Origin of the sequence: Rhodococcus sp. IEGM1339 (assembly GCF_050321925.1) — a bacterium.
Taxonomy (GTDB): domain Bacteria; phylum Actinomycetota; class Actinomycetes; order Mycobacteriales; family Mycobacteriaceae; genus Rhodococcus; species Rhodococcus pyridinivorans.
Genome location: NZ_JBNQFT010000015.1, coordinates 20,024 through 45,265, shown reverse-complemented (window position 1 = coordinate 45,265; position 25,242 = coordinate 20,024). Strand labels below are relative to the sequence as shown.

At 67.4% G+C, this 25,242-nt stretch carries 23 protein-coding genes and 1 pseudogene; 15 read left to right on the top strand and 9 right to left on the bottom strand.

Annotation, left to right across the window (positions count from 1 at the left end):
• Positions 1-11 precede the first annotated feature (11 nt).
• From ACQR3U_RS14765 to ACQR3U_RS14725, 9 genes and pseudogenes are all read left to right on the top strand, one after another.
• Positions 12-1,055 (top strand): acyl-CoA dehydrogenase family protein, encoded by a 1,044-nt coding sequence (locus tag ACQR3U_RS14765; RefSeq protein WP_230810775.1) that lies wholly within the window; start codon positions 12-14, stop codon positions 1,053-1,055.
• The gene (locus tag ACQR3U_RS14760; protein ID WP_230810776.1) at positions 1,040-2,191 is read left to right on the top strand and encodes an acyl-CoA dehydrogenase family protein; all 1,152 of its coding nucleotides are present in this window, start codon (positions 1,040-1,042) and stop codon (positions 2,189-2,191) included. Before ACQR3U_RS14765 ends, ACQR3U_RS14760 begins: the two co-directional genes overlap by 16 nt.
• Before the next feature lie 74 nt (positions 2,192-2,265).
• Positions 2,266-3,285 carry a bifunctional MaoC family dehydratase N-terminal/OB-fold nucleic acid binding domain-containing protein gene (locus ACQR3U_RS14755; protein ID WP_230810777.1) on the top strand — a complete coding sequence of 340 codons (1,020 nt, stop codon included), beginning with the start codon at positions 2,266-2,268 and terminating at the stop codon, positions 3,283-3,285.
• Positions 3,282-3,686, top strand: coding sequence for a MaoC family dehydratase (locus tag ACQR3U_RS14750; protein ID WP_230810778.1), 405 nt, complete (start codon positions 3,282-3,284; stop codon positions 3,684-3,686). The genes ACQR3U_RS14755 and ACQR3U_RS14750 overlap by 4 nt, the downstream gene beginning before the upstream one ends.
• Complete coding sequence (locus ACQR3U_RS14745) at positions 3,683-4,852, top strand: lipid-transfer protein (protein WP_230810779.1); 1,170 nt, start codon at positions 3,683-3,685, stop codon at positions 4,850-4,852. The genes ACQR3U_RS14750 and ACQR3U_RS14745 overlap by 4 nt, the downstream gene beginning before the upstream one ends.
• A 79-nt stretch (positions 4,853-4,931) precedes the next feature.
• Positions 4,932-6,337, top strand: a pseudogene (locus ACQR3U_RS14740) (DUF2252 domain-containing protein).
• 115 nt (positions 6,338-6,452) lie between these two features.
• Complete coding sequence (locus ACQR3U_RS14735; protein ID WP_230810780.1) at positions 6,453-7,289, top strand: mycofactocin-coupled SDR family oxidoreductase; 837 nt, start codon at positions 6,453-6,455, stop codon at positions 7,287-7,289.
• Positions 7,290-7,383: 94 nt separating this feature from the next.
• Positions 7,384-8,361, top strand: coding sequence for a daunorubicin resistance protein DrrA family ABC transporter ATP-binding protein (locus tag ACQR3U_RS14730; protein ID WP_033096913.1), 978 nt, complete (start codon positions 7,384-7,386; stop codon positions 8,359-8,361).
• Between the two features lie 11 nt (positions 8,362-8,372).
• A complete protein-coding gene (locus tag ACQR3U_RS14725) occupies positions 8,373-9,161 on the top strand; it encodes an ABC transporter permease (protein ID WP_170318477.1) in 789 nt (262 codons plus the stop codon).
• 27 nt (positions 9,162-9,188) lie between these two features.
• Here ACQR3U_RS14725 and ACQR3U_RS14720 read toward each other — a convergent pair whose 3' ends face one another.
• The 7 genes from ACQR3U_RS14720 to ACQR3U_RS14690 all read right to left on the bottom strand — a co-directional run bounded on the left by ACQR3U_RS14720 (position 9,189) and on the right by ACQR3U_RS14690 (position 17,059).
• Entirely contained in the window at positions 9,189-9,803 is a 615-nt protein-coding gene (locus tag ACQR3U_RS14720) for a flavodoxin family protein (RefSeq protein WP_006550457.1), read from the bottom strand.
• A 50-nt stretch (positions 9,804-9,853) separates the two neighbouring features.
• On the bottom strand, positions 9,854-10,912 hold the full coding sequence (locus tag ACQR3U_RS14715) for an alpha/beta hydrolase family protein (RefSeq protein WP_228044839.1): 1,059 nt from the start codon (positions 10,910-10,912) through the stop codon (positions 9,854-9,856).
• A gap of 61 nt (positions 10,913-10,973) precedes the next feature.
• A complete protein-coding gene (locus ACQR3U_RS14710; RefSeq protein WP_200359318.1) occupies positions 10,974-12,719 on the bottom strand; it encodes a cholesterol oxidase substrate-binding domain-containing protein in 1,746 nt (581 codons plus the stop codon).
• 34 nt (positions 12,720-12,753) lie between these two features.
• Positions 12,754-13,614: a MaoC/PaaZ C-terminal domain-containing protein gene (locus tag ACQR3U_RS14705; protein WP_006550454.1), complete on the bottom strand. Its 861-nt coding sequence runs from the start codon at positions 13,612-13,614 to the stop codon at positions 12,754-12,756.
• A 40-nt stretch (positions 13,615-13,654) separates the two neighbouring features.
• Positions 13,655-15,367: a 3-oxosteroid 1-dehydrogenase gene (gene kstD / locus ACQR3U_RS14700; protein WP_230810781.1), complete on the bottom strand. Its 1,713-nt coding sequence runs from the start codon at positions 15,365-15,367 to the stop codon at positions 13,655-13,657.
• Between the two features lie 178 nt (positions 15,368-15,545).
• On the bottom strand, positions 15,546-15,908 hold the full coding sequence (locus ACQR3U_RS14695; protein ID WP_033096911.1) for a hypothetical protein: 363 nt from the start codon (positions 15,906-15,908) through the stop codon (positions 15,546-15,548).
• Positions 15,909-15,910: 2 nt separating this feature from the next.
• Positions 15,911-17,059, bottom strand: a complete 1,149-nt coding sequence (locus tag ACQR3U_RS14690) for a Rieske 2Fe-2S domain-containing protein (protein ID WP_230810782.1) — start codon at positions 17,057-17,059, stop codon at positions 15,911-15,913.
• 191 nt (positions 17,060-17,250) lie between these two features.
• Here ACQR3U_RS14690 and hsaA point away from each other — a divergent pair, with 191 nt between their 5' ends.
• Genes hsaA through hsaB form a run of 4 tightly spaced genes read left to right on the top strand, consistent with a single transcriptional unit; the run spans position 17,251 to position 20,797 of the window.
• Positions 17,251-18,426 carry a 3-hydroxy-9,10-secoandrosta-1,3,5(10)-triene-9,17-dione monooxygenase oxygenase subunit gene (hsaA, locus tag ACQR3U_RS14685; RefSeq protein WP_006550450.1) on the top strand — a complete coding sequence of 392 codons (1,176 nt, stop codon included), beginning with the start codon at positions 17,251-17,253 and terminating at the stop codon, positions 18,424-18,426.
• An 8-nt stretch (positions 18,427-18,434) separates the two neighbouring features.
• Positions 18,435-19,310, top strand: a complete 876-nt coding sequence (hsaD, locus tag ACQR3U_RS14680) for a 4,5:9,10-diseco-3-hydroxy-5,9,17-trioxoandrosta-1(10),2-diene-4-oate hydrolase (RefSeq protein WP_230810795.1) — start codon at positions 18,435-18,437, stop codon at positions 19,308-19,310.
• Positions 19,311-20,210, top strand: coding sequence for an iron-dependent extradiol dioxygenase HsaC (gene hsaC / locus ACQR3U_RS14675; RefSeq protein WP_230810783.1), 900 nt, complete (start codon positions 19,311-19,313; stop codon positions 20,208-20,210).
• Positions 20,210-20,797, top strand: a complete 588-nt coding sequence (gene hsaB / locus ACQR3U_RS14670) for a 3-hydroxy-9,10-secoandrosta-1,3,5(10)-triene-9,17-dione monooxygenase reductase subunit (protein ID WP_016693305.1) — start codon at positions 20,210-20,212, stop codon at positions 20,795-20,797. Before hsaC ends, hsaB begins: the two co-directional genes overlap by 1 nt.
• A 90-nt stretch (positions 20,798-20,887) precedes the next feature.
• Here hsaB and ACQR3U_RS14665 read toward each other — a convergent pair whose 3' ends face one another.
• Positions 20,888-21,865 carry a PRC-barrel domain-containing protein gene (locus tag ACQR3U_RS14665; protein WP_230810784.1) on the bottom strand — a complete coding sequence of 326 codons (978 nt, stop codon included), beginning with the start codon at positions 21,863-21,865 and terminating at the stop codon, positions 20,888-20,890.
• Positions 21,866-22,046: 181 nt separating this feature from the next.
• Here ACQR3U_RS14665 and ACQR3U_RS14660 point away from each other — a divergent pair, with 181 nt between their 5' ends.
• A complete protein-coding gene (locus ACQR3U_RS14660; RefSeq protein ID WP_230810785.1) occupies positions 22,047-23,288 on the top strand; it encodes an aspartate aminotransferase family protein in 1,242 nt (413 codons plus the stop codon).
• A 22-nt stretch (positions 23,289-23,310) separates the two neighbouring features.
• Complete coding sequence (locus ACQR3U_RS14655; RefSeq protein ID WP_019290153.1) at positions 23,311-23,805, top strand: DUF3830 family protein; 495 nt, start codon at positions 23,311-23,313, stop codon at positions 23,803-23,805.
• 65 nt (positions 23,806-23,870) lie between these two features.
• Here ACQR3U_RS14655 and ACQR3U_RS14650 read toward each other — a convergent pair whose 3' ends face one another.
• A complete protein-coding gene (locus ACQR3U_RS14650; protein WP_033096908.1) occupies positions 23,871-25,241 on the bottom strand; it encodes an amidase in 1,371 nt (456 codons plus the stop codon).
• Position 25,242: the final 1 nt, after the last annotated feature.

Below are 25,242 nucleotides of genomic sequence, written 5' to 3'. Positions count from 1 at the left end.
GGTGGGTGACGGTGGACTTCACACGTGACGAGACACAGGAGGAAATCGCCGGTGTGGCGGCCGGTCTCCTGAAACGCGGCCTCACCGACGACGCGTTGTGGGCCGCGCTGGCCGACGCCGACCTGCTCTCGCTCGCTCTGCCGGAGCGTCTCGGCGGGTCGGGCCTGGGGCTCGGCGAGGTCGCCACCGTGCTCACCGAGATCGGACGCGGAGCCACGCAGACCCCGGCCCTGGCCACCCTCGGCCTGGGCGTGCTGCCGATCCTCGCGCTCGCCTCCGAACAGCAACAGGGCGACCTGCTCGCCGGCGTCGCCGAAGGAGCCGTGCTCACGGCCGCGCTCGGCGAACCGGGGCGCGCCTTCCCGGAGCAACCTGCCGCCACGGCGGTCGCCACCGACGGGGGCCACGCGGTCACCGGTTCGTTCGTCGCCGTGCCCTACGCCGATCGGGCACGCGTGGTGCTGCTGCCCACCGACGCAGGCGTGGTCGCGGTGGCTCCCGACGCCGTGGGCATGACCCTGCGTTCGAGCCCCACCTCGACCGGCTCTCCCGAGTTCTCGGTGCGCGCCGACGGCGCCGTGGGTGTCCTGCTCGCCGAATCCGGCACCGACGCTGTGGCGATGCTCCACCGGATCGCGCTCGCCGCCGTGGCGGCCTTCGCCGACGGACTGCTCTCCGGGGCAACCGAACTCACGGCGAAGCACGTCAGCGAGCGGCACCAGTTCGGCAAGCCGCTCGCGACCTTCCAGGCCGTCGCACAGCAGATCGCCGACGTCTACGTCACCGCCCGCACCCTGCACGTCGCGGCGCTGTCGTCGGTCTGGCGCCTGGCCGAAGGTCTCGACGCCGCGGACGATCTCGACATCACCGCCTACTGGATCGCCGCCGAACTGCCGCCGGCCATGCGGGTGCTGCACCACCTGCACGGCGGCGTGGGTGTGGACGAGACCTATCCGCTGCACAAGTACTCGTCGACCGCCAAGGACCTCGCCCGGTTGCTCGGCGGCGCCTCGTACCGACTCGACCTCGTGGGGGCCCGGTGTTCATCGATCTGACCGGCGACCAGCGCGCACTGCAAGCCGAACTGCGGCGCTACTTCAGCAGCCTCGTCTCACCCGAGGAGGCTGCGATCATGCGCACGGAGCGGCACGGCCCCACCTATCGCGAGGTCGTGCGTCGCATGGGCAAGGACGGTTGGCTCGGCGTAGGCTGGCCCGTCGAGTTCGGCGGCCGCGGCTTCGGCGACGTGGAACAGCAGATCTTCGCCAACGAGGCCGTCCGCGCCGACGTGCCGTTGCCGAGCGTCACCCTGCAGACCGTCGGCCCGACCCTGCAGGTCTACGGGACCGACGAACAGAAGCGAAAGTTCCTGCCCGCCATCCTCGCCGGCGAGGTGCACTTCGCCATCGGCTACTCCGAACCCGAGGCCGGTACCGACCTCGCCGCCCTGCGCACCACCGCCGTCCGCGACGGCGACCACTACATCGTCAACGGACAGAAGATCTTCACCACCGGCGGGCACGACGCCGACTACATCTGGCTCGCCGTCCGCACCGGCCCCGCCGACTCGCGTCACCGCGGCATCTCCGTGCTCATCGTCGACACCAAGGATCCCGGCTTCAGCTGGACGCCGATCATCACGTGCGACGGTGCCCACCACGTCAACGCCACCTACTACAGCGACGTACGCGTTCCCGTCGAGATGCTCGTCGGCGAGGAGAACAAGGGCTGGAAGCTCATCACCACCCAACTCAACCACGAACGCGTCATGCTCGGCCCGGCCGGTCGCGTCGCCGGCATCTACGACCGGCTCGTCGAATGGGTCCGCGCCCACGAACTCCGGGACCGCCCCGAGGTGCGACGCGCACTCGGCGAGATCCACGCGACCTGGCGACTCAACGAACTGCTCAACTGGCAGGTCGCGGCGAGCAGCAACGACGCCGTCGACATCGCCGATGCCTCGGCGACCAAGGTGTTCGCCACCGAGCGGATCCAGCGCGTCGGGCGCCTCGCCGAGGAGATCGTCGGTGCCTTCGGCGATCCGGCCGACGACGACACCGCCGATCTGCTCCGCTGGCTCGACATGATGGCCAAACGCAATGTCGTCATCACCTTCGGCGGTGGCGTCAACGAGGTGATGCGCGAACTGATCGCCACCGCCGGTCTGGGCATGCCGCGGGTCCCGCGGTGAGGCAGGAGAATTCGGTGACACGAGATTCGGTGACACGAGATTCGGTGACACGAGATTCGGTGACACAAGGTTCGGTGACACGAGATGCTCGGGGGAGGATCCTCGAGGAGATCCGGCAGGCGGCCGAGAAGGTCCGCGGCGACGGCCCGTCCGCGCCGCGACCCGGCCGCGATCCGGTGAACATGCCGATGATCCGCAACTGGCTCGAGGCGATCGGCGACGACAACCCGATCTACACCGACGAGACCGCGGCGATCGCAGCCGGTCACGGTGGTCTCGTGGCCCCGCCCGCGATGGCGCAGGTGTGGACGATGCGCGGCCTCGGCGCCGAACGCGAGAAGGACGACCCGCTCGGCCGGATGACGCAGATCCTCGACGACGCCGGCTACACCTCGGTGGTCGCCACCAACTGCGACCAGATCTACCACCGCTACCTGCGCCACGGCGAGCAGGTGACGATCGAATCCACCCTCGAGGACGTCGTCGGCCCGAAGCGGACCGGGCTCGGAGAGGGATGGTTCTTCACCACCCGCAACCTGTGGAAGGTCGGCGACGAGGTCGTCGCCGAGATGCTCTTCCGCATCCTGAAGTTCGCACCGCCGTCGAAGGACGAGCGCGCGGAGACGTCGGAAGACCGGCCCACATCCGCGGTACGCGACGATCTCGACCCCACGCGGATGCTCCGCCCGTCCGTCTCCCGCGACACGCAATTCTTCTGGGACGGCGTGGCCACCCACGAACTGCGCATCCAGCGACGCCCCGACGGCACCCTGCAGCACCCACCCGTCCCGGCGCTCTGGCTCGACAAGTCGGAAACCACCGACTACGTCGTATCCTCCGGTCGCGGAACGGTGTTCAGCTTCGTCGTCCACCACGCGCCCAAGGTGCCGGGGCGGCAGGTGCCCTTCGTCGTCGCGCTCGTCGAACTCGACGAGGGTGTCCGGATGCTCGGTGAACTCCGCGACGTCGACCCTGGACAGGTACGCATCGGGATGCCGGTCGAGGTCACCTTCCTCGACTTCCCCGGCGACTACGAGACCGGCGGGCAGCCGTGGACGCTGTACGCCTGGAAGCCCCTCGAGGAGGACGTGTGAGCACCCCGACCGTCACGACGGGCGAGAGCCTGCCCTCCCTCGAGATCCACGCCGATCCCACCTTCATCGTGTCGACGGCCCTGGCCACACGCGACTTCCAGGACGTGCACCACGACCGCGACAAGGCACAGCAGCGCGGATCGAAGGACATCTTCGTCAACATCCTCACCGACACCGGCCTCGTGCAGCGCTACGTCACCGACTGGGCCGGCCCCCGCGCGGTGGTGAAGTCGATCTCGCTGAGACTGGGTGTGCCCTGGTACGCCTACGACACCCTGACCCTCTCGGGTACCGTCGCGTCCGTCGAGGACGGACTGGTCGCCGTCGACATCACCGGCACCAACAGTCTGGGCAAACACATCACGGCCACAGCCGCTTTCGTGATCGGAGGCACCGCATGAGCGGCCTGTCGGGTGCAGCGGCGATCGTCGGCATCGGCGCGACCGACTTCTCGAAGGACTCCGGCCGCAGCGAACTCCGCCTCGCGGCCGAAGCGGTGTGCGCCGCCCTCGACGACGCGGGACTGACCCCGGCCGACGTCGACGGTCTGGTCTCGTTCACGATGGACACCAACACCGAAGTGGCCGTGGCCCGTTCGGTGGGCATTCCCCACCTGAAGTTCTTCTCCCGCATCCACTACGGCGGCGGTGCGGCGTGCGCGACGGTGCAGCAGGCGGCGATGGCCGTCGCGACCGGCGTGGCCGACGTGGTGGTCGCGTACCGGGCGTTCAACGAGCGGTCCGGCGCGCGGTACGGGCAGGTCAACATTGACCTTGCCGCACAGGCGAATTCGTCGGGAACCGACAACGCGTTCTCCTACCCGCACGGGCTGAGCACACCGGCCTCGTTCGTCGCGATGGTCGCGCAACGCTACATGCACGTCTCCGGTGCGACGAGCGCCGACTTCGGCGCCGTGGCGGTCGCGGATCGGGCGCACGCCGCCACGAACCCGAAGGCGTTCTTCCACGGCAAGCCGATCACGCTCGAGGACCACCAGAACTCGCGGTGGATCGCCGAGCCGCTGCACCTGCTCGACTGCTGCCAGGAATCGGACGGCGGCGTCGCGATCGTCGTCACCAGCGCCGCGCGGGCGAAGGACCTGAAGCAGACCCCAGCGATGATCGCGGCCGCGGCGCAGGGGAGCGGACCCGATCAGTACATCATGACCAGCTACTACCGGGACGGGCTCACAGGCCTGCCGGAGATGGGCATCGTCGGCGACCAGTTGTGGGAGAAGGCGGGCATCGGGCCGCAGGACATCGCCACGGCCGTGCTCTACGACCACTTCACCCCGTACGTGCTCATGCAGCTCGAAGAACTCGGTTTCTGCGGCCGCGGTGAGGCCAAGGACTTCGTCGCCGACGGCATCCAGGTGGGCGGACGGCTACCGATCAACACGCACGGCGGTCAGCTGGGCGAGGCCTACATCCACGGCATGAACGGCATCGCGGAGGGCGTACGGCAGATCCGCGGCACGGCCGTCAACCAGGTCGACGACGTCGACCACGTCCTGGTCACGGCAGGAACAGGAGTTCCGACCTCAGGGCTGGTGCTGTCGCGGTCCTGACGCCGTTTCCCTCCCAGGGGACCGCAGGCCTGCCTACTATGAAGGCCCACACTCCGGTGATATCCCCGTGGGAGGACCCATGTCGGTCACGGACGGACATGTCGTGCATCCGACGCGCGAACAGCGGGTCCAGAACGGTCTCGCCGCTCGGAGGGGCACTCCCGTCGAGTCGCTGGCCGATCTCGGGGAGTCGTCCCGGGATCCGATCGCGCTGCTCGAGAGTCAGGCGCAGTCGCGCGTCCCCCAGCTCGTTCCAGTCCGGTACGGCCGCATGGCGACGTCGGCGTTCGCGTTCTTCCGCGGTGCTGCACTGGTGATGGCCGACGATCTGTCGCGCACATCCGACAGTGGTCTGCACACACAGCTGTGCGGCGACGCCCACGCGAGCAATTTCGGCCTGTTCGCGACTCCGGAACGGAGAACGGCCTTCGACGTCAACGACTTCGACGAAACCTATCCGGGGCCGTTCGAATGGGACGTCAAGCGCCTGGTCGCAAGCCTCGAGATCGCCGGTCGCGACAACGGGTTCACCGCGAAGGAACGCCGGAAGATCACCGGGCATGTGCCGCAGAGTACCGCGAGACGATCTGTAGGCAAGCGCAACTCGGAAATCTGGCCGTGCGGTACTCCCACCTCGATCCCACGACCGAGATAGCGGGGTTGGGTGGCCTGCTGGATGCGAAGATGGAGAAACGCACGCGGAAAGCGCTCGACAAGGCCTCGCGCCGCGACAGCCTCCAGGCACAGGAGAAGCTGACCACCATCATCGACGGTCACCGCCGGATCATCAGCGATCCGCCGCTCATCGTGCCCGTCGAAGAGGTCTTCGCCGACCTCGACGCCGAGGCGATCTACGACGAGTTGTACGGCCGTGTCCGTTCGTACCGGGCGACACTACAGTGGGACCGCCGAGTCCTCCTCGAACAGTTCGAACTGGTCCAGGCCGCGCGGAAGGTCGTCGGAGTGGGCAGTGTCGGCACGCGGGCGTGGATCCTCCTGCTGCGCGGTGCGGACGACGACGATCCGTTGTTCCTGCAGGCGAAGGAGGCGCAGCGTTCGGTGCTGTCGTACTACGTCGACGGTCCGACCTTCCGGAGCGAGGGCGAACGGGTCGTCAACGGTCAGCGGCTGATGCAGTCGGCGAGCGACATCTTCCTCGGCTGGCAGCAGGGCGCCGGGGCCGACGGGGTGAACCGGGATTTCTATATCCGTCAGCTCCGCGACGGCAAGGGTTCGGCGGTGATCGAGGAGATGGTGCCCAAGGGCCTGAAGCTCTACGGCCGACTCTGCGGCCGAGTCCTCGCCTTCGCCCATGCGCGGGCCGGCGACCGGATCGCACTGGCGGCCTATCTCGGCACGGACGAGGAGTTCGAGGAGGCGGTCTCGTCGTTCGCGGTGGCCTACGCGGACCGCAACGAACGCGACCTGCAGGCCCTGCACGACGCCATCGAACAGGGACGGGTGAAGGCCCGGACCGGGCTCTGATCGCCGTCTGATTCGTGCCTGCTCCCCGGGCATGTCCGCTGTCCGGGAATCACCCATCCGTCCTTTCGCTCGGCGCGGTACAAGGGAGGCGATCACGCGCCGACGGAAGGACGTCATGATGGGTTTCGAGGGCAGGGTCGCATTCGTGACGGGAGCGGCGCGGGGCCAAGGACGCTCGCACGCCGTCGCATTCGCCGAGGCAGGCGCCGACGTGGTCGTCTGCGACCGGTGTTCCGACTCACCGGTGGTGGGATATCCGCTGGCGACCGAGGAGGACCTCGCGGAGACGGTGCAACTCGTCGAGGCGACCGGTCGCCGCGCCGTCTCTGCGACACTCGACACCGCCGACCGCCCGGCGATGGACGCGCTGGTGGCCCGTGCCCACGCCGAACTCGGGAGGATCGACATCGCGGTCGCCAATGCCGGGGTGTCGGTCGCGGCACCGGTGTACCGCATGCCGCAGGAGATGTGGGACGAAGCGATCGCGTCCAATCTCACCGGGGTGTTCAACACCGTCGCCGCGGTCACGCCGGGGATGATCGAACGCGGCTACGGTCGTATCGTCACGGTGTCGTCGATGCTCGGCCGAGCGGGCAACACCAACATGGCCGCGTATGCGGCGTCGAAGTGGAGCGTGATCGGCCTGACGAAGAGCGCCGCCCTGGACCTCGCGCAGAACGGCATCACTGTCAACGCCGTCGCCCCGGGCAACATCTCCACGCCGATGATCCACAACGACGCGCTCTACGGGATGCTGCGGCCCGACCTCGAACATCCGACCGCCGACGATGTCGCTCCGGTGTTCACCTCCCTGCACGCACAACCGGTGCCGTGGCTCGACCCGGCCGAGGTCACCCGTGCGGTTCTGTTCTTCGCCGACGAGGCGTCCGCACACATCTCCGGCACCGTGCTGCCGATCGACGCCGGCAACGCCGCCCGGGTGACGGGCTGAGCGATCCTCCCGGCGGAGCGATGAGAAAACCCGTCGAACCGTGTCGGTCTCTTCGTGCACACTGTGCTCACCACCACAGTCAGGGGAGAAACTGATGGCCGACGCCATAGTTGCAGAAGGACTGATCAAGACATACGGGCAGCTCAGAGCGCTCGACGGGGTAGATCTGCGAGTGCCGGAGGGGACGGTCACCGCGCTGCTCGGGCCCAATGGGGCCGGAAAGACCACCACGGTGCGGGTGTTGACGACACTGCTCGTCCCCGATGCCGGTCGCGCCGAAGTGGCGGGATACGACGTCCTCACCGAGGCGCGAAAGCTCCGCTCCAGGATCGGAGCATCGGGGCAGTACGCGGCGGTCGACGAATATCTCACAGGCTTCGAGAACCTCGAGATGGTCGGCCGGCTGTACCACCTCGGCGCCAAACGCAGTCGCCTCCGGGCACGCGAGTTGCTCGAACAGTTCGATCTCGAAGAAGCGGGCGATCGCCCGGTCAAGGGTTATTCGGGCGGTATGCGACGCCGCCTCGACCTCGCCGGTGCGCTCGTCGCCGATCCTCCGGTGCTGTTCCTCGACGAACCCACGACGGGTCTCGATCCGCGGGCCCGCCTCGGGTTGTGGGACGTCATCGACACCCTCGTGCAACGCGGCACGACGCTGCTGCTGACGACGCAGTACATGGACGAGGCCGAACGCCTCGCCGACGACATCGTCGTGATCGATCGGGGCACGGTCATCGCCCGCGGCACGGCCGACGAGCTCAAGAGCCGCGTCGGTGGCGAACGCATCGAACTCGCCGTGACCGACACCGATCAGCGCGACCGCGCGGTTCGCGAGCTCGAATCGGTGGCGTCCGGGGAGGTCAGGGTCGAGCGCAGTACCGGCCGCATCACCGTGCCGGTCAGCGGCGACTCGGGCGGCGGAACCGACGGGCTCGTGATGGCGCTCGGGAAGCTGTCGGCCGCGGGCATCCGGGTCTCCGACGTCGCACTGCGGAAACCGACCCTCGACGACGTGTTCCTCACGCTCACCGGTCGCGGCACGGACGAGAAGGTCGAGGAGGCGGTGTCGTGAACACACTCGAGATGGTCGCATCCGACGGCCTGACCATTGCCAAGCGCAACATGATCAAGATCAAGCGTGTGCCGGATCTGCTGGTCTTCACGACGCTGTCGCCGATCATGTTCGTGCTGCTCTTCGCATACGTCTTCGGCAGCGCGATCGACGTTCCCGGCGTCTCGTACCGGGAGTTCCTCATCGCAGGCATCTTCACCCAGACGGTCATCTTCGGATCCACCTGGACGGGCCTCGGGATGGTCGAAGACCTGCAGAAGGGCATCATCGACCGGTTCCGGTCGCTGCCGATGGCCCCGTCCGCGGTGCTCATCGGACGCACCAGCACCGACGTGCTGATCAATGTGCTCAGCCTCGTGGTGATGTCGTTGACCGGTCTTCTCGTGGGGTGGCGGATCAACACCTCGGTCGGTGAGGCGCTCGCCGGCTACCTGTTGCTGTTGTTGTTCGCCTACGCCCTGTCGTGGGTGATGGCCGTGATCGGCATGTGGATCCGCACACCCGAGGTCTTCAACAACGCGAGCTTCATGGTGATCTTCCCGCTGTCGTTCATCGCCAACACGTTCGTCGACCCGTCGTCGATGCCGACGGTGCTGCGCGTCATCGCCGAATGGAATCCCATCTCGGCCGTCACGCAGGCGGTCCGCGAACTGTTCGGCAACACCAATCCCATGGTGCCGCCCCCCGACGTGTGGCCCCTGCAGAATCCGGTCCTCGCGTCGCTGATGTGGACAGCGTTGATGCTGATCGTGTTCGTGCCGTTCGCGATCCGCAGGTACCAGAAGGCCGTCAGTCGCTGACCGTCGGCGTCCGGCCGGCGGGTGGGTTCATCCCGGGTAGGGCGCGTACTGGCGCTGACGCAACAGCGTCGCCAGGTGCACGGCGTTGCGGGCGACGGATTCGGTGGTCGAGCGCACCGCTTCGGGGATCTCGTCGAGATCCTTGAAGTCGGTGCCCGACATCGCCTCGCCGTTCCAGTAGGTCGAGCTCTGCGCAGGGATCGAGAAACCGATGTCGTTGAGGCTCTGGAACAGGTCGGCGACGATCTTGTGCGCGCCGTCCTCGTTGCCGACGACTGCGGCGATCCCGACCTTGCCCACCATGCGTGGACGGTTCTCGTCGTCGGTGTTCGACAGTTCGGCATCGAGCCGCTCGAGGACGCGCTGGGCGACGCTCGACATGTGTCCCACCCAGGTCGGTGTGGCGACGAGCAGGATGTCGGCCGAGACGATGCGCTCGACGATCTCCGGCCATTGATCCCCATCGCCCATGTCGGCTTCGACACCGGGCTTGACGTCGAAGTCGACGACCCGGACGGTTTCGACGCTGACGTCGTGCTTCGATAGTGCGTCGAACACGTGCGCCACCATCTTGTCGGTGCTGGACTCGGCGGGGGACGGCTTGAGCGTGCAGTTCAGGGCCACGGCGTGCAGTGCTGTCATGTGCCCGGGATACCCGAGTTACACCACGACAATCACCTACAACACGACAGTCAGCGACCGCGTGCGGCCGCCCAACTGTCGATCGCCGCCGAGAACTCGAACGAGGTGGGCAGCAGCGCCACCTGGTCGGCCGGGCCGGGCTGCAGCGGGCCGAGTTCCTCGAGACTGTGGTTGGCGGTGGTGAAGTGCTCGAACTGCAGGTCGGTGTGGGCGAGGGCGTTTCGCAGCGGCTCGACCTGCGCGCAGTTGATGTTCAGGTCCTTGTCGGAACAGGTGAGCAGCACCGGGGTGTCGGCCGCCAGCTCCGCGGCGAGCTCAACCGGGTCGAGCTGGTCGGACTCGAAGAGGAACTTCGCGTTCGCGGGGTTCATGCCGAACTGCGCGAGGATCGGGTGCAGATCGGTGGGGAAGGCCCCGGTCGTCCGCAGCGACTCGACGGCACGCGGCAGGTCGGCCCGGACCGCCTCGCCGTCGGGGCCGAGCTGTCCGGAATCCACCACGGCATTCAGCTGGGCGGTCAGCAGGTCCAGGTAGCGCATCGGCAGCGGAGCGAGAAGTGCGAAGCCGCTTCCGATACCGCGATCGGCGAGTGCGAGCGCGGTCAGTGCACCCTCGCTGTGTCCGAGGACGAGGATCTCCTCGGGGGAGACTCCGGTGTGTTCAGCGAGCAGACGCACCGCGGCTTCGGCGTGGTCGACCTGCTCGGTGAAGCCGTACTCGCCGATGGTCTCGACCGTGTAGGACCCGAGGCCCGTCTCACCGGCCCCGATCTTGTCGAAGCGCAGGCTCGCGATGCCGTGGGCGGCGAGTGCGTCCGCGGTGCGCACCAGGGTGTCGGCCGCCCAGCCGGGCTGGTTGCCGTTGCGATCGGTGGTGCCGCTGCCCGGGAGCAGCAGTGCGGCGGCCACCGCGGCTCCGTCCGGGTTGCGGAGGCTGCCGTGGAAGGTGGTGCCGTCGGCCTCGAAGGTCACCGGGGCGTCGGTGCCGTTCGACACGGCGACCGAACCCGTGTCGGGAAGGGCCACCGCGGTTCCCGCGAGTGTCACACCTCCCGCGAGAACCAGCACGGGCACAGCAGCAGCACCGATCCACCTTCGCACGTTCCGCATGGTGCGAACCCTAGCAAAGGACTGCGCTGTGCCCGTGGTGAGCGAGGACGCCCGTGGGAGATCAGGGGAGCAGGGTGTCGATGAAGGTGTTGCTGAAGACCCGATGCGGATCGAGACGGTTGTAGACCGCGCGAGCCGAATCCCAGTTCTCGTCCGAGGGAACACCTTCCCGGTAGGTGTCGGGCAGGCCCTGCGTCAGGATCTGCTCGTCGGTGTACGGCAGGTCGGGACCGAACGCCCAGCCCTTCGACCATTCCGGCCGGAAGGTCGAGTCGCTTCCGTTGTACCGCTGCCGCATCCACTGCTCCATCTCCCGGTAGAAGGCGAACATGCCGGGAGTTCCCGGGACACCGAGAACGTTGAGCCAGATGGCGGTGTCCCATTCCGGGTGGTCGGGACGCGGGCGGGTCGACGCGATCGTCGGCGGTCCCGCCGACGGGACGAGGACGTCCTCCGGCCGATCCAGTCCGCAGCACCGGATTTCGACCGGACCGTTGAGAGGGAACTGTCCCAGGCTGCGGTAGTGCTCGATGCGCTCGGAGAACCAGTGCGCGAAGTCGTGGATCACGTTGGCGATGTTGGCGCGGTTCGTGAGCACCGCACCGCCACCCTCGGTCAGTCGCAGGGTGGTCGCCTTGATGTAGAACTGCAGATCCTTCGACCAGCCCCAGATGTCGGACGATCCCGTCGCTGCGAGACCGGCCACGGTCACGCCGTAATAGGTCTGACCGAAAGCCGGTGCGATCGAAGTGTTCCCGGCCGTGATGTGCCCCAGCAGGTCGGTGATCGGTTCGGGCACGTTGTCGGAGAACGGGTAGTTGTACGGCCCGGTGACCTCCCGCGAGGTGGCCGGCTTCTTCGGTGCGAGCGACCACACCTTCATCCACGGACGTTCCGTGAACGGATACCAGATCGCCTCGGCCCGCCCCGCCGAATCGACGAACGACTCGAAGGTCCGACCCGGCGAACCGGCGGGGGAGAACAGTTCCTGCCAGGTGATGTCGGTGAAGGACTGGCAGCGCATGCGATAGTTCGGTCCGGCCTGCAACGTGACGGACGTGATGAACGTCCGGCCGAGATGCGTGAGCAGCGGGGTGATCTCGGGATCGGCGCGGGTGAAGGTACGCAGTGCGTAGGCGCTGCCGTCCCACACGACGGCGGTCAGTTCGGTCACGAGATTGCTCAGCGACCCGAAGGTGTGACCGGGGAGGGTGGATTCACCGTTGGCGGGCAGGGCGGCGCCGTGCGCGTTGACGGCGAGCGCCCCGGCGATCGACAACACGCCGGGCGCAGGAAGATTCGCGAGTCCGAGACCGTGGTCCTGCAATGCAGTGGTGATGACGTCGAGCGTCGCGCCGGGACCTGCCGTGACGGTCGCGGGGGAGCCTCCGGGGTTCACCTGGACCCAGTCGAGATGGAGCATGGTGTCGGCGAGGATCACCCGGTCGACGGGTGCGCCGTTGACGATCGTCAGCGGTGTCCAGCCGTGCATGGCCCCGCGCGGACGGATGGTGTATCCGTTCTCGTGCGCCCAGTTCACCAGGCGCACCACGTCGTCGGGGGTGCGAGGCGCGCAGGTCCAGATGGCGTCCAGCATGATCTCCTTGGACCAGTTCTGGTACGCCTGCTGGTAGAGATCGATGCCGTCGGGGAACACCGGGGGAGTGGGGAGCGTCGAGGCCGCGGACCCGGAGGGGACGGCATGTACCGGGGTCCATCCACCGAGGGCGGAGACCGCCAACGCACCGGCGCCGGCCGCGAGGAAACCGCGCCGCGACAGGCGCGGCGACGAATCACGAAGTGTCATGTTCGAATGTCGCTCTTTCGGGAGGGCGTGGCGATCACGCCACGGTGAGTACCACGTCGGCCAGGGCAGGGGCGAGATCGCGTTCGATGACGGAGACGGTCACGAGTTTGCGGTCGCCGTCGTTCCACACGCGCACCCGGAGGGTCTCGCCGGGGAAGACCACACCGGCGAACCGGGCGCGGAATCCCTTCACGCGCGATGCGTCGGCGTCGAGCAGACCGTCGGTCACCGCCTTGCACACGATGCCGTAGGTGCACAGCCCGTGCAGAATCGGTGCCGGGAAGCCCGCCGCGGATGCGAACTCGGGATCGGAGTGGAGGGGATTGCGGTCGCCGCACAGGCGGTAGAGCAGCGCCTGCTGTGGAAGGGTCGGCACGTCGAACTCGGCGTCCGGTTCACGATCGGGATACTCCACCGACTCCGACGGGCCGCGCTCGCCGCCGAAACCACCCTCACCGCGGGCGAAGATCGACGACCGCGCGGTCCACAGGGGATTGCCGTCGAGATCCTCGGTCACCGATTCCTGCACGACGACCGCGGCCTTGCCCTTGTCCCACACCTCGGCGATGCGGGTGACCGTGCGGCCCTTGCCCGAAGCGGGGATGGGCGCGTGCACGGTCACCTCCTGGCTGCCGTGGACGACCTTGGCGAGATCGATCTCGATCCCGGGGAACGAGACCTTCGGCGGCTCGACCTGGTGGAAGGTCGCGGCGACGGTCGCGAAGGTGGGGAGTACCTGGGGACCCCTGTCCCGGAGGTAACGCAGTTCACCCGCGTCGGTGGGATGGGACCCGGCACCGATGCCGAGGTTGTAGAGCTGGACATCGGTGCTGCTCCACTCGAACTCCTGAGCGGGCAGTTCGGCTCCGACGGCAACCGAGGGATCGATGGGCACGGGTACTTCCTTTCTACGGCTCGAACGCGAGTCGATCGGGTCACACGGTGTCGGCGGATTCTCGCAGCTCTTCGGCACGTTCGTCACGCGTGCGGTCCAGGATGTCCAGGGCCGCGAGATAGCCGAAGGTCATCGCCGGTCCGATGGTGGCGCCGGGCCCGGCGTAGGTGTGACCCATGACCGGGGAGCTGGCGTTACCGGTCGCGTACAGGCCGTCGATCACGCTGCCGTCCTCGCGCACCACCCGGCCATGGACATCGGTGACGAGCCCGCCCTTGGTGCCGAGATCGCCGGGGACCACCTTGAACGCGTAGAACGGGGCCTTGTCGACCACGCCGAGGCTCGGATTCGGCTTGTTGCGCGGATCCCCGTAGTAGTGGTCGTAGTGGGATTCGCCGCGGCCGAAGTCCTCGTCCTTGCCGGCCCGGGCGAAGCCGTTGAACCGCTGCACCGTCTCGGTGAGGGCGTCGGCCGGTACCCCGATCTTCTCGGCGAGTTCGGCGACGGAACCGGCCTTGACGAGCACCCCGGCCTCGAGCCACCGGCGGGGGAAGGGAGTGCGGGGGGTGATGCCGGCGAAGGTGTAGCGGTCGCGGTAGCGCTGATCGAGGATCAGCCAGCTGGGGATGTTCTCGCCCGGTCCCTCGCCGCGGCCGTGCTTGCCGCCGTACATCGCATGCGTCGCTTCGACGTAGGGCGCCGACTCGTTGACGAAACGCTTGCCTGCGGCGTTGACCATGAGGCACCCGGGGAGGCTGCGTTCCGACAGTGCGAACCACGGGCCGCCGGTGAGAGTGAAGGACGGTCCCCACCAGGCATCGTCCATGAAATCGACTGCGGCGCCCAGCTTCTGTCCGGCGCGGATGCCGTCTCCGGTGTTCGCCTTCGCGCCCACGGTCCACTCGGTGCCGATCGGCTGACGCTGGTACTGCGCCCGCATCTCGGCGTTGTGCTCGAAACCGCCGCTTGCGAGGATCACGCCCTTGCGGGCACGGATGACGCACTTCTCGCCGTTCGCGACCACCTCGACGCCGCGCACGACCCCGTCCTCGACGACGAGGTCGGTGAGCGCCGTCTCCAGTAGCAGGGGCACACCGGCGTCGCGCAGACCGATCCGCAGCCCGGCCATGAGCGCCTGGCCTCGGACGAGCAGGTGCTTCTTGGTGATGTTCGCCCAGACGAACCGAGCGCCGACCCGCATGGCGCGAACCGGTCCGCGCGGATTCCGCATGAGCAGGTTCAGCCACTTGTAGTCGGCCTGGGTGATGATGAAGTTCTTGGGAGCTCGGGCGTAGTCGGGTTCGAGGAGAGCGAGATCCTCGCCGAGACGGCGGCCGTCGAAGGGCGTCGGTTCGACCGAACGGCCACTGGGACGTCCGCCCGGCGCCTCGGGGTAGTAGTCGGAATAGCCCGGTACCCATTGCAGTTCGAGGGCGCTGTTCTTCAGGACGAAGGAGAGCATCTCCGGTCCGCGATCGATGTAGGTGTCGATCTTCTCGGCAGGTACGCCGTCGCCGATGATGCTGTGGAGGTACTTCCGGGCTTCTTCGGGGGTGTCGTCCACCCCGGCGGACTTCAGCGCCTCGTTGTTGGGAATCCACACACCGCCGCCCGATCGGGCGCTCGACCCGCCGTAGCGCGACGCCTTCTCGATCAGGACCACGTCGGCGCCCTTGCGGGCTGCGGTGATGGCGGCGGACATTCCGCCGGCACCGCTGCCGACGACAACGATGTCGTACTCCTGCTTCGTCATGTAGAACACGTTATAGAAATGGCGGTGCCGAGTCCATCCCCGAATGCGAAGAGCCCTGGACGTGAAGCGAAGACGCGGTGACGCCGACACTGGAACGCGATATCGCCGGCCGACGACGAGCGACGGCACCGTCCGATAGGGACGGTGCCGTCGCGGGGTCGATCGGGGTCGGAATCGGTCAGGTGGGTGATCCGTCCGGTACGGGAAGGGTGCCGTCGAGCACGGCCCGGTCGATGCTCTCCCGGAGCCGCGGACACCCTTCGCGCGGTGTGATGGACGAGCCTCGGAGCGAGGCGGTCTCGCGGAAGGTCGGGCACACGGTGTCCGGATCCTCCTGCCACTGCACGCTCGTGTGCGACAGGCTGTTCTTGCGCACCAGCACGCAGGTGCCGCACTCGCGGCACTGCACCTCGTGCTGACCCGAATCCAGATAGTTGATCTTGTCGATCGCGGTCTGGGCGGCGACGGCCTCGGCCCGCTCGGGCCACTGGGAGAAGTCCGGGGACTTCGCCCATCTGCTCCGCCGGGTCGAGGCACTCATCGTCACACCTCCGCTTCCTGCTTGCCCTGTTCTTCCTCGCGCTTCTTACGCTCGAGATTCTCGGCGACCTCCTTCTCCCAGGCCTCGTTGGCCTTGGCGGTGTCGACCTCGAACTCGAAGCGGCCCGTCATCTTCTCCGTCACGTCGGCGACGTCGACGTAGAACTGCTCGTACCAGCGGCGGAGCTGGTAGACCGGACCGTCCTCATCGCACAGCAGGGGATTGTCGATCTTTGTCTTGTTCTTCCAGATCTCGACGTCCTGCAGGAAGCCCTCGCCGACACCCTCGGTGAGCTTGGCGGCCAGCACGTCGGACTGCTCGGGTGACATGCCCTGCGGCTTCTTGACGATGATGCCGTACTGCAGCATGAACGAATCGTGCGTGATCGGGTAGTGGCAGTTGATCAGCACGGATTCGGTCTGGTACCCACCGTAGTTGTTCTTCAGCGGATTGATCATGTAGGAGGGGCCGTAATAGGCCGCGTACGACTCGAGCGTCGACTCCAGCCCGTACTGCGTCGCCATACCCTTGTCCGGCCGGCCGCGGGTGTTGAGGTACTGCTCCGCGATGTGCCCCTCGAAGACGTTCTTGAAGAACGTGGGGAAGGCGTAGTGGATGTAGAAGAAGTGCGCCATGTCGACGACGTTGTCGATGATCTCGCGACAGTTGGAACCTTCGATCCGGATCTGGTTCCAGGTCCAGTCCGTCCACTCGTCCGAGCCGTACTGCTCGATCTCGGGGATGGTGACCTCCGGAGGCGGGGTGTTGCCCTCGGGGTCGTTCCACACGAACAGCTGGCCGTGCTTCTCCATCGTGATCCACGAACGGGTGCGGGCCAGCGGGGGAACACGCTTGGCGTACGGGATGTCCGTGCACTTGCCGTTGCCGCCCCAGCGCCAGTCGTGGAACGGGCACGCAACCGAATCGCCCTCGATCTCGCCCTGTGACAGGTCGCCGCCCATGTGGCGGCAGTACGCGTCGAGCACCTTCGCGTCGCCGTTGCTGTCGGCCCACACCACGAGTTTCGTGCCGAAGGCCTCGACGGCGTGAGGCTTGCCGTCCTTGAACGTGCGACTGAGGCCGAGGCAGTGCCAGCCTCGCGCGAAACGCGTCCGGACCTCTCCGACGTCGATCTCGCGAATCTGTGCCATGTCCGCTCACTTCCCTCCGGAAATCTCTTCTAGAACACGTTATAGAATTCGCGTCCCGAGGGGAAGGGTTCGGGGACTTTGGTCCCGCCACAGAGATTGTCTACCTGCGGGTGCGGCGCGTCTCGACACGAATAAGAACATGTTCTAGTCTCGGTACAAGCGATCAATTCCTGAACAGACGGGAGCGTCCAGTGGGTGACCACGACAGCCACGAGGTACTGCAGCGGATCGACGCTCTGCTGCCCACGCTGCGAGAACGTGCGCAGGAGGCCGAGAATCTGCGCCGGGTGCCCGACGACTCGATCAAGGAACTCCAGGAGGCCGGCTTCTTCAAACTTCTGCAACCGGCCCAGTGGGGTGGATACGAGGCCGATCCCGTCACCTTCTTCACCGCGGTGCGCAACATCGCGAGCGCGTGCGGCTCGACCGGATGGGTCTCCGGCATCATCGGCGTCCACAACTGGCACCTCGCACTCTTCGACCAGCAGGCCCAGGAAGAGGTCTGGGGCGACGACACCGACGTCCGCATCTCCTCGTCCTACGCGCCCATGGGTGCCGGTGAGGTCGTCGACGGCGGATACAAGGTCAACGGTGCGTGGGCCTGGTCGTCCGGATGCGACCACGCGAGCTGGGTCGTCGTCGGTGGCCCGGTCATCAAGGACGGCCGCCCCGTCGACTTCGGCAGCTTCCTGATCCCTCGTTCCGAGTACGAGATCGACGACGTGTGGCACGTGGTCGGCCTGCGCGGCACCGGATCCAACACGATCAAGGTCAAGGACGTCTTCGTCCCGCGCCACCGCTTCCTCAGCTTCAAGGCCATGAACGACCTCGCCTCGCCCGGGCTCGAGCGCAACACCGCACCCGTCTACAAGATGCCGTGGGGCACCATCCATCCCACGACCATCTCGACGCCCATCGTCGGCATGGCCTACGGCGCGTACGAGGCGCACGTCGAACACCAGGGCAAGCGTGTCCGTGCGGCGTACGCCGGCGAGAAGGCCAAGGACGATCCGTTCGCCAAGGTGCGCATCGCCGAGGCCTCCAGCGACATCGACGCGGCCTGGCGTCAGCTGTCGGGCAACGTCGCCGACGAGTACGCCCACCTCCTCGCCGGCGAGGAGGTTCCGATGGAACTGCGGCTGCGGGCGCGTCGCGACCAGGTCCGCGCGACCGGCCGTGCAATCACGTCGATCGACCGTCTCTTCGAGAACTCGGGTGCCACCGCACTCGCGGACGGCACACCCATCCAGCGTTTCTGGCGCGACGCGCACGCCGGTCGTGTGCACGCCGCCAATGACGCCGAGCGCGCCTACGTGATGTTCGGTGCCGCCGAGTTCGGTCTGCCGATCACCGACACGATGGTCTAGGGGTGGATGTGACCGCAATCGACGAGATCACCTACGAGTCGACCTCCCGTTTCGCGCAGGTCCGCGACGACCTGCGCCTGCACTACCACGAGGCCGGTGTCGGCAACGACACCACGATCGTCCTGCTCCACGGCGGTGGCCCGGGCGCGTCGTCGTGGTCGAACTTCGCCAGGAACATTCCGGTGCTGGCACAACGGTTCCACGTGCTCGCCGTCGACCAGCCCGGCTACGGCAGGTCCGACAAGCCGACCGAGCATCCGCAGTACTTCGTGCACAGCGCGTCCGCGCTGAGCGACCTGCTCGACACGATCGGGATCACCGACCGCGTCCACCTCCTCGGCAACTCGCTCGGTGGTGGTGCCGCCGTGCGGTTCGCGCTCGACTACCCCGAGCGCGCAGGGCGACTCGTCCTCATGGGGCCGGGCGGGCTGAGCGTCAACCTGTTCGCACCCGACCCCACCGAGGGGGTCAAGAATCTCGGCCGGTTCTCGTACGAGCCCACCCGCGAAAATCTCGAGGCGTTCCTGCGGATCATGGTGTTCGACCAGTCGCTGATCACCCCCGAGCTCGTCGAGGAGCGGTTCGCGTCGGCGAGCACCCCCGAGTCGCTCGCTGCGGCGAAGGCGATGGGGAAGTCGTTCTCCAGCGCCGAATTCGAGAAGGGGATGCTCTGGCGCGACGCCTACAAACTCCGTCAGCGGGTACTGCTGATCTGGGGTCGCGAGGACCGCGTCAACCCGCTCGACGGTGCACTCGTCGCACTGAAGATGATCCCGCGTGCACAGTTGCACGTGTTCGGTGGATGCGGCCACTGGGCCCAGCTCGAGAAGTTCGACGAATTCAACCGCCTGACAGAGGATTTCCTCACGGATGGAGTCGAATAGATGAGTATCCGGTCGCTGGCATATCTCCGGATCGGCGCCACCGACGTCCCGGCCTGGCGCGAGTACGGACTCAAGGTCCTCGGCATGATCGAGGGCAAGGGCACCCACGCCGACGCGCTGTACCTGCGGATGGACGACTTCCCGGCCCGGCTCGTCATCGAGCCGCACGAATCCGACACGCTGCTCGTCTCGGGCTGGGAGACCGCGAACGCCGCCGATCTCCAGACGGTTCGCGACAGTCTGTCCGCGGCAGGCGTCCCGTTCAAGGAGGGCACCGCCGAGCAACTCGCCGATCGTCGCGTCGACGAACTGATCGTCTTCCAGGATCCGTCGGGCAACACCCTCGAGGCGTTCCACGGTGCCGCCCTCGAACACCGCCGCGTCGTCAGCCCGTACGGGCACAAGTTCGTCACCGGCGAGCAGGGTCTCGGGCACGTGGTGCTCTCGACCCGCGACGACGAGGAATCGCTGCGCTTCTACCGCGACGTGCTCGGTTTCCGCCTGCGCGACTCCATGCGGATGCCTCCGCAGATGGTCGGCCGGCCCGCCGACGGAAAACCGGCCTGGCTGAGGTTCTTCGGATGCAATCCGCGCCATCACAGCCTCGCCTTCCTGCCCATGCCCACCTCGTCGGGTATCGTGCACCTGATGATCGAGGTGGAGAACTCCGACGACGTCGGTCTCGCCCTCGACCGCGCACTGCGGAAGAAGGTCAAGATGTCGGCGACGCTCGGTCGCCACGTCAACGACAAGATGCTGTCCTTCTACATGAAGACCCCCGGCGGATTCGACGTCGAATTCGGTTGCGAGGGGCTGCAGGTCGAGGACGACGACTGGATCGCCCGTGAATCCACGGCCGTGAGCCTGTGGGGCCACGACTTCTCGGTGGGAATGCAGTAATGACCGCGCCGGAGGCCGGAGAGAACGGTGCGATCGACCCACGGGCCTTCCGCACCGTGCTCGGGCAGTTCTGCACCGGCGTCACCGTCATCACCACCACCGAGGACGACGGAACGCCTGTAGGATTCGCGTGCCAGTCGTTCGCAGCGTTGTCGCTCGACCCGCCGCTCGTATTGTTCTGCCCCACGAAGCAGTCGCGGTCGTGGGCGGCCATCGAACGAGCGGGCCGCTTCTGCGTCAACGTCCTTGCCGAGGAACAGCAGGAGACCTGCGCGCGGTTCGGTTCTCGCGAACCCGACAAGTTCGCCGGACTCGACTGGACGCCCTCCCCGTTGGGCTCACCCGTCCTGACGGGCTCGCTTGCGCACATCGATTGCACGGTCGAGACGGTGCACGACGGGGGAGACCACTGGGTGGTCTTCGGTCGCGTGTCGTCGCTGAGCGAGGTGCGCGACGAGAAGGAACGCCCGCTGCTCTTCTACCGCGGGCAGTACACCGGGATCGAACCGGAGAAGACGACGCCGGCGCCCTGGCGCGACGACCTCGAAGCGTTCCTCACCTCTGTCACGGAGGACACCTGGTTGTAGATCGCAGGACCGTACCGCGCGACACGTGGTACCGCACGACGAAGCCGGGACGACCACATCGATTGTGGTCGTCCCGGCTTCGTGTGTGGATCAGGAACGGTCGGCGCCGGTCGCGTCGTCCGGTTCCTCCTCGTAGTACTCCGTGGTCACGACGCGGCGCACCAGGCGCGGCTTGCGCGGCCGGTCGGCGTCCTCGCCGCCTGCCGTGTCCGTCTTCGCATCGGCCGTGCTCGTGTCGGCCGACGGCGGCGGCGTGAAGTGCGCCGGCCCCGTCGGTCCCGGACCGACGATCTCCTGATCGCTGCCGCTGCCGCTGCCGCTGCCGCTGCCGCTGCCGCTGTCGCTGCCGGGAGCTGCGTGGCGGGCGGTGTCCGCCGCCGAGTCCGCGGTCCCGGACGGTGTGGACGAGTCCGCGGTCCCGGACGGTGTGGACGGCGTCGACGCGGTATGCCCCGGCATCGAGTGCTCGAGCGATTCGTCCCGCTGGCCCTCGCTCGGCCGGTAGTTGCCGGCGATCTCCTCACGCGCGACGTCGGGCGGTGTCGGTGAGGGCCCGGTTCCCGCCGATGTGGTGGTGCCGTACGTCTCGCCGGTGTGCGGCGTCCCGGTGCCTCCCGGTCCGCCGGCCGCGCCACCGACGAGGCCACCACCGGCTGCGCTCCGCTCGCCGAGGCCGCTGCGGTCGTCGGTGAACCCGGCCCGATCGTCCGTGAATCCGCCCTGATCGCCGGTTGATCCACCCCCTGCAGGGGTGTCCCCGAACCGGCGGTAGTAGCGGTACAGCTCGTCCTCCTCGAGCGGGGTCAGCTCACCGTTCTCGTCGATGTTCGGGGCGCCGGTGATCGTGTCCTTGTCGAAGGGCAGGCGCACTCCGGTGCTGTCGAGCATGGCTTCGTCGATCGGGGCGAAGTGCCGGCGCGTTCCGAACAGACCCGTGACGACGGTGATCCAGGCGGGTCGGCCCGTGTCGTTGTCCAGGTAGACCTCTCCGACGCGTCCGAGCTTGTCACCGTCCGGCCCGTACGCGGTGGCGCGAGCGAGGGTGTCGATGTCGTCGTTGCTGATCATGATGTCCTCATCCGTGGGCGATGCGGCTTCCTGCTGTGCGGATGCCCTGCGGTGCGAGTGACGAAACGCTGCCGTTACACCGCTCGCCGTTGCGTCGACCATCCCCGCGTGTTATCCATATTGTCAACAATCCGACAACCGGCACGAGGGTTCGCGCCCTCGGCTGTTCGGAGGGATCGTCATGACCCGTCTTTCACCCCGCCTGCTGCAGGCAACGCCCGTCACCGTCGACCACGCCGAGGGGTGCTACATCCACGGCACCGACGGACGTCGGTATCTCGACTTCACCGCCGGCATCGGCGTCACGAGTACCGGCCACTGTCACCCGCACGTCGTCGAGGCCGCCCGTCGGCAGATCGGCTCGCTGATCCACGGGCAGTACACGACCGTGATGCACCGGCCCCTGCTCGAACTCACCGAACGCCTGGGCACGGTGCTCCCCGAAGGACTCGACTCGCTGTTCTTCGCCAATTCGGGCAGCGAGGCAGTCGAGGCGGCGCTGCGTCTGGCCCGCCAGGCGACAGGGCGACCCGGAATCGTCGTCTTCCACGGCGGTTTCCACGGCCGTACCGTCGCCGCCGCCACGATGACCACCTCCGGAACCCGTTTCTCCGCAGGGTTCTCGCCGCTCATGGGCGGTGTACACGTCGCTCCCTTCCCCACGGCCTATCGCTACGGCTGGTCGGAGGAGGAAGCGACCGATTTCGCCCTGCAGGAACTGGACTACCTGTTCGCGACCCTCGTGGCGCCGGACGAGATCGCGGCCTTCGTCGTCGAACCGGTCCTGGGCGAGGGCGGTTACGTCCCCGGCAACACCAGGTTCTTCCAGGGACTGCGGCAGCGGGCCGACGAACACGGCATCCTGCTCATATTCGACGAGATCCAGACCGGATTCGGGCGGACCGGAAAGTTCTTCGGGCATCAGCACTTCGACGTGCGACCCGACATCATCACCATCGCCAAGGGCCTCGCGAGCGGTTTCCCGCTGTCGGGTATCGCCGCCTCCGAGGAACTCATGGAGCGCGCCCGTCCGGGATCGCAGGGCGGCACGTACGGAGCTAATGCGGTCTCCTGCGCGGCGGCCGTGGCCACTCTCGACGTGATCGAAAAGGAGGGGCTCGTCGACAACGCCGCCGCACGTGGACGTGAACTGCTCTCCGGTGCACGGGAGAACACGATCGACGCCATCGGCGACGTGCGCGGCCTCGGCCTCATGGTGGGCCTCGAGTTCACTACCGACGGAGCACCCGACCGGGAGCGGGCGTCCGCAGCGCAGCAGCTCGCCGCGCAGAAGGGGTTGCTGCTGTTGACCTGCGGTGCGCACATGAACGTGGTGCGCATGATCCCGCCGCTGATCGTCACCATCCGGCAGATCGAGGATGCGCTCGGGATCTGGTCCGAGGTCCTCGCCGAGGTCCGATAATCCGTCGAACGAGGGAGTCCGCGTGGCCCGATACATCACGATCACTCTCGACAAGCGCGACATCACGTGCAGAGCACGGCTTCTCGACGACGAGGCGCCGCTCACCTGCGCGGCGGTGTGGGACGCCCTGCCGCAGAGCGGTTCGGCGTTCCACGCCAAGTACGCCCGCAACGAGCTCTACACCCTCGTCCCGAGGATCACCGCGGCACCGCACCGGGAGAACCCGACGGTGACACCGATCCCGGGGGATGTGTGCCTGTTCGACTTCGAACCGTGGGAGATCGGTAATCCCGCATACGGTTACGAACCCGGCTCGCAGGCCCATGCGCAGCAGGGAGCGACCGATCTCGCGTTGTTCTACGGCCGGAACAATCTGTTGCTCAACGGCGATGTGGGCTGGGTGCCGGGCAACGTCTTCGCGACGATCGAGGATGGCCTGCCCGAACTCGCCGTCGCGTGCAACGACCTGTGGATCCAGGGGGTCGTGGGGGAGACGCTGAGCTTCGCACGCGCATAGACGGGCACCGCACGGGAACGGCACCGCACAGTCTGTGCGGTGCCGTTCCCGTGCAGACCTCTTCTTCAGCTCAACGCGTACTCGGCGAATCGCGCGACGGCGAGCAGCAGGTCGTCCGAGTGCCGCGGTCCGACGATCTGCAGACCCACGGGCAGACCCGCCGAGGTGGTGCCCACAGGGATGCTGATGGCCGGCTGCTGCGTGAGATTGAAGGGATAGGTGAACGGGGTCCACTGCGGCCACGAGGTCAGCGACGAATCCGGTGGCACGTCGTGGCCGGCCTCGAAGGCGGGGATCGGCATCGTCGGGGTGATCAGCACGTTGTACTTCTGGTGGAAGATCCCCATCGTGATGCCGACCGCCGCCGCGACCGCACGGGCCTCGAGATAGTCCACGGCACCGAGTTGTTCGCCGTGGGACCACACGCGTCCGAGACCGGGATCCACCTTGTCGCGCGTGCCCTCGGGGAAGGTCTTCAGCATCGTCGCTGCGCCTGCCGCCCAAAGGTTCTCGAAGGCATCGAGCGGATCGGGGAAACCGGGATCGGCGGCGGTCACGCGCAGCCCGGTTTCGTCGAGGACGCGGACCGCCCGGTCGACGATCTCACCGACCTCGGGGTCAACGTCGACGTAGCCGAGGGTCTTGGAATAGGCGACGTCCATCCCCACCACCTCGCGGTTGAGGCCACCGCGGAAGGTCGTCAGCGGCGGCGCAAGGGCCGTCGGGTCCCGGGGATCGGGCAGCGCGAGGATGTCGGTGAGCAGCGCCGCGTCCTCGACCGTCCGGGTGATCGGCCCGGCGTGCGCGAGCGGCCCGAACGGGCTGGCGGGGAAGATCGGGATCCGGCCGTGAGTGGGCTTGAAACCCACCACGCCGCAGAACGATGCGGGGATGCGGATACTGCCCCCACCGTCGGTGCCGACGGAGCACGGACCGAAGCCGGCCGCGACCGCCGCCGCGCTGCCACCGGACGAGCCACCGGCAGTCTTCGTCGTATCGACGGGATTCGTGGTCACCCCGTACAGGGCCGAATCGGTCACCGCCTTCCACGCGATCTCCGGGGTGGTGGTCTTGCCCACCAGCACCATTCCGTCCTCGCGCAGCCGGGCCGCGACCGGGCTGTCGACGTTCCAGTCCTGGTTCTCGTCGATGGCCTGCGAGCCCCGCAGGGTCGGCCATCCGTCGGTGAGGAAGACGTCCTTGATCGAGATGGGGACCCCGTCGAGCAGACCCTTCGAATAGCCGGTCCGCCACCGCTCCTCGGAGCGGCGTGCCTGGTCGAGGGCCTTCTCCTCGTCGACGAGGCAGAACGAGTTGATCTCGCGATCGTGCGCCGCGATCCGATCGAGCACGGCCCGTGTCACCTCGACGGGAGACAACTCGCCCGAGGAGAACGCCGACACGAGTTCGACGGCGGTCATGTCTGTGGGCTCCATC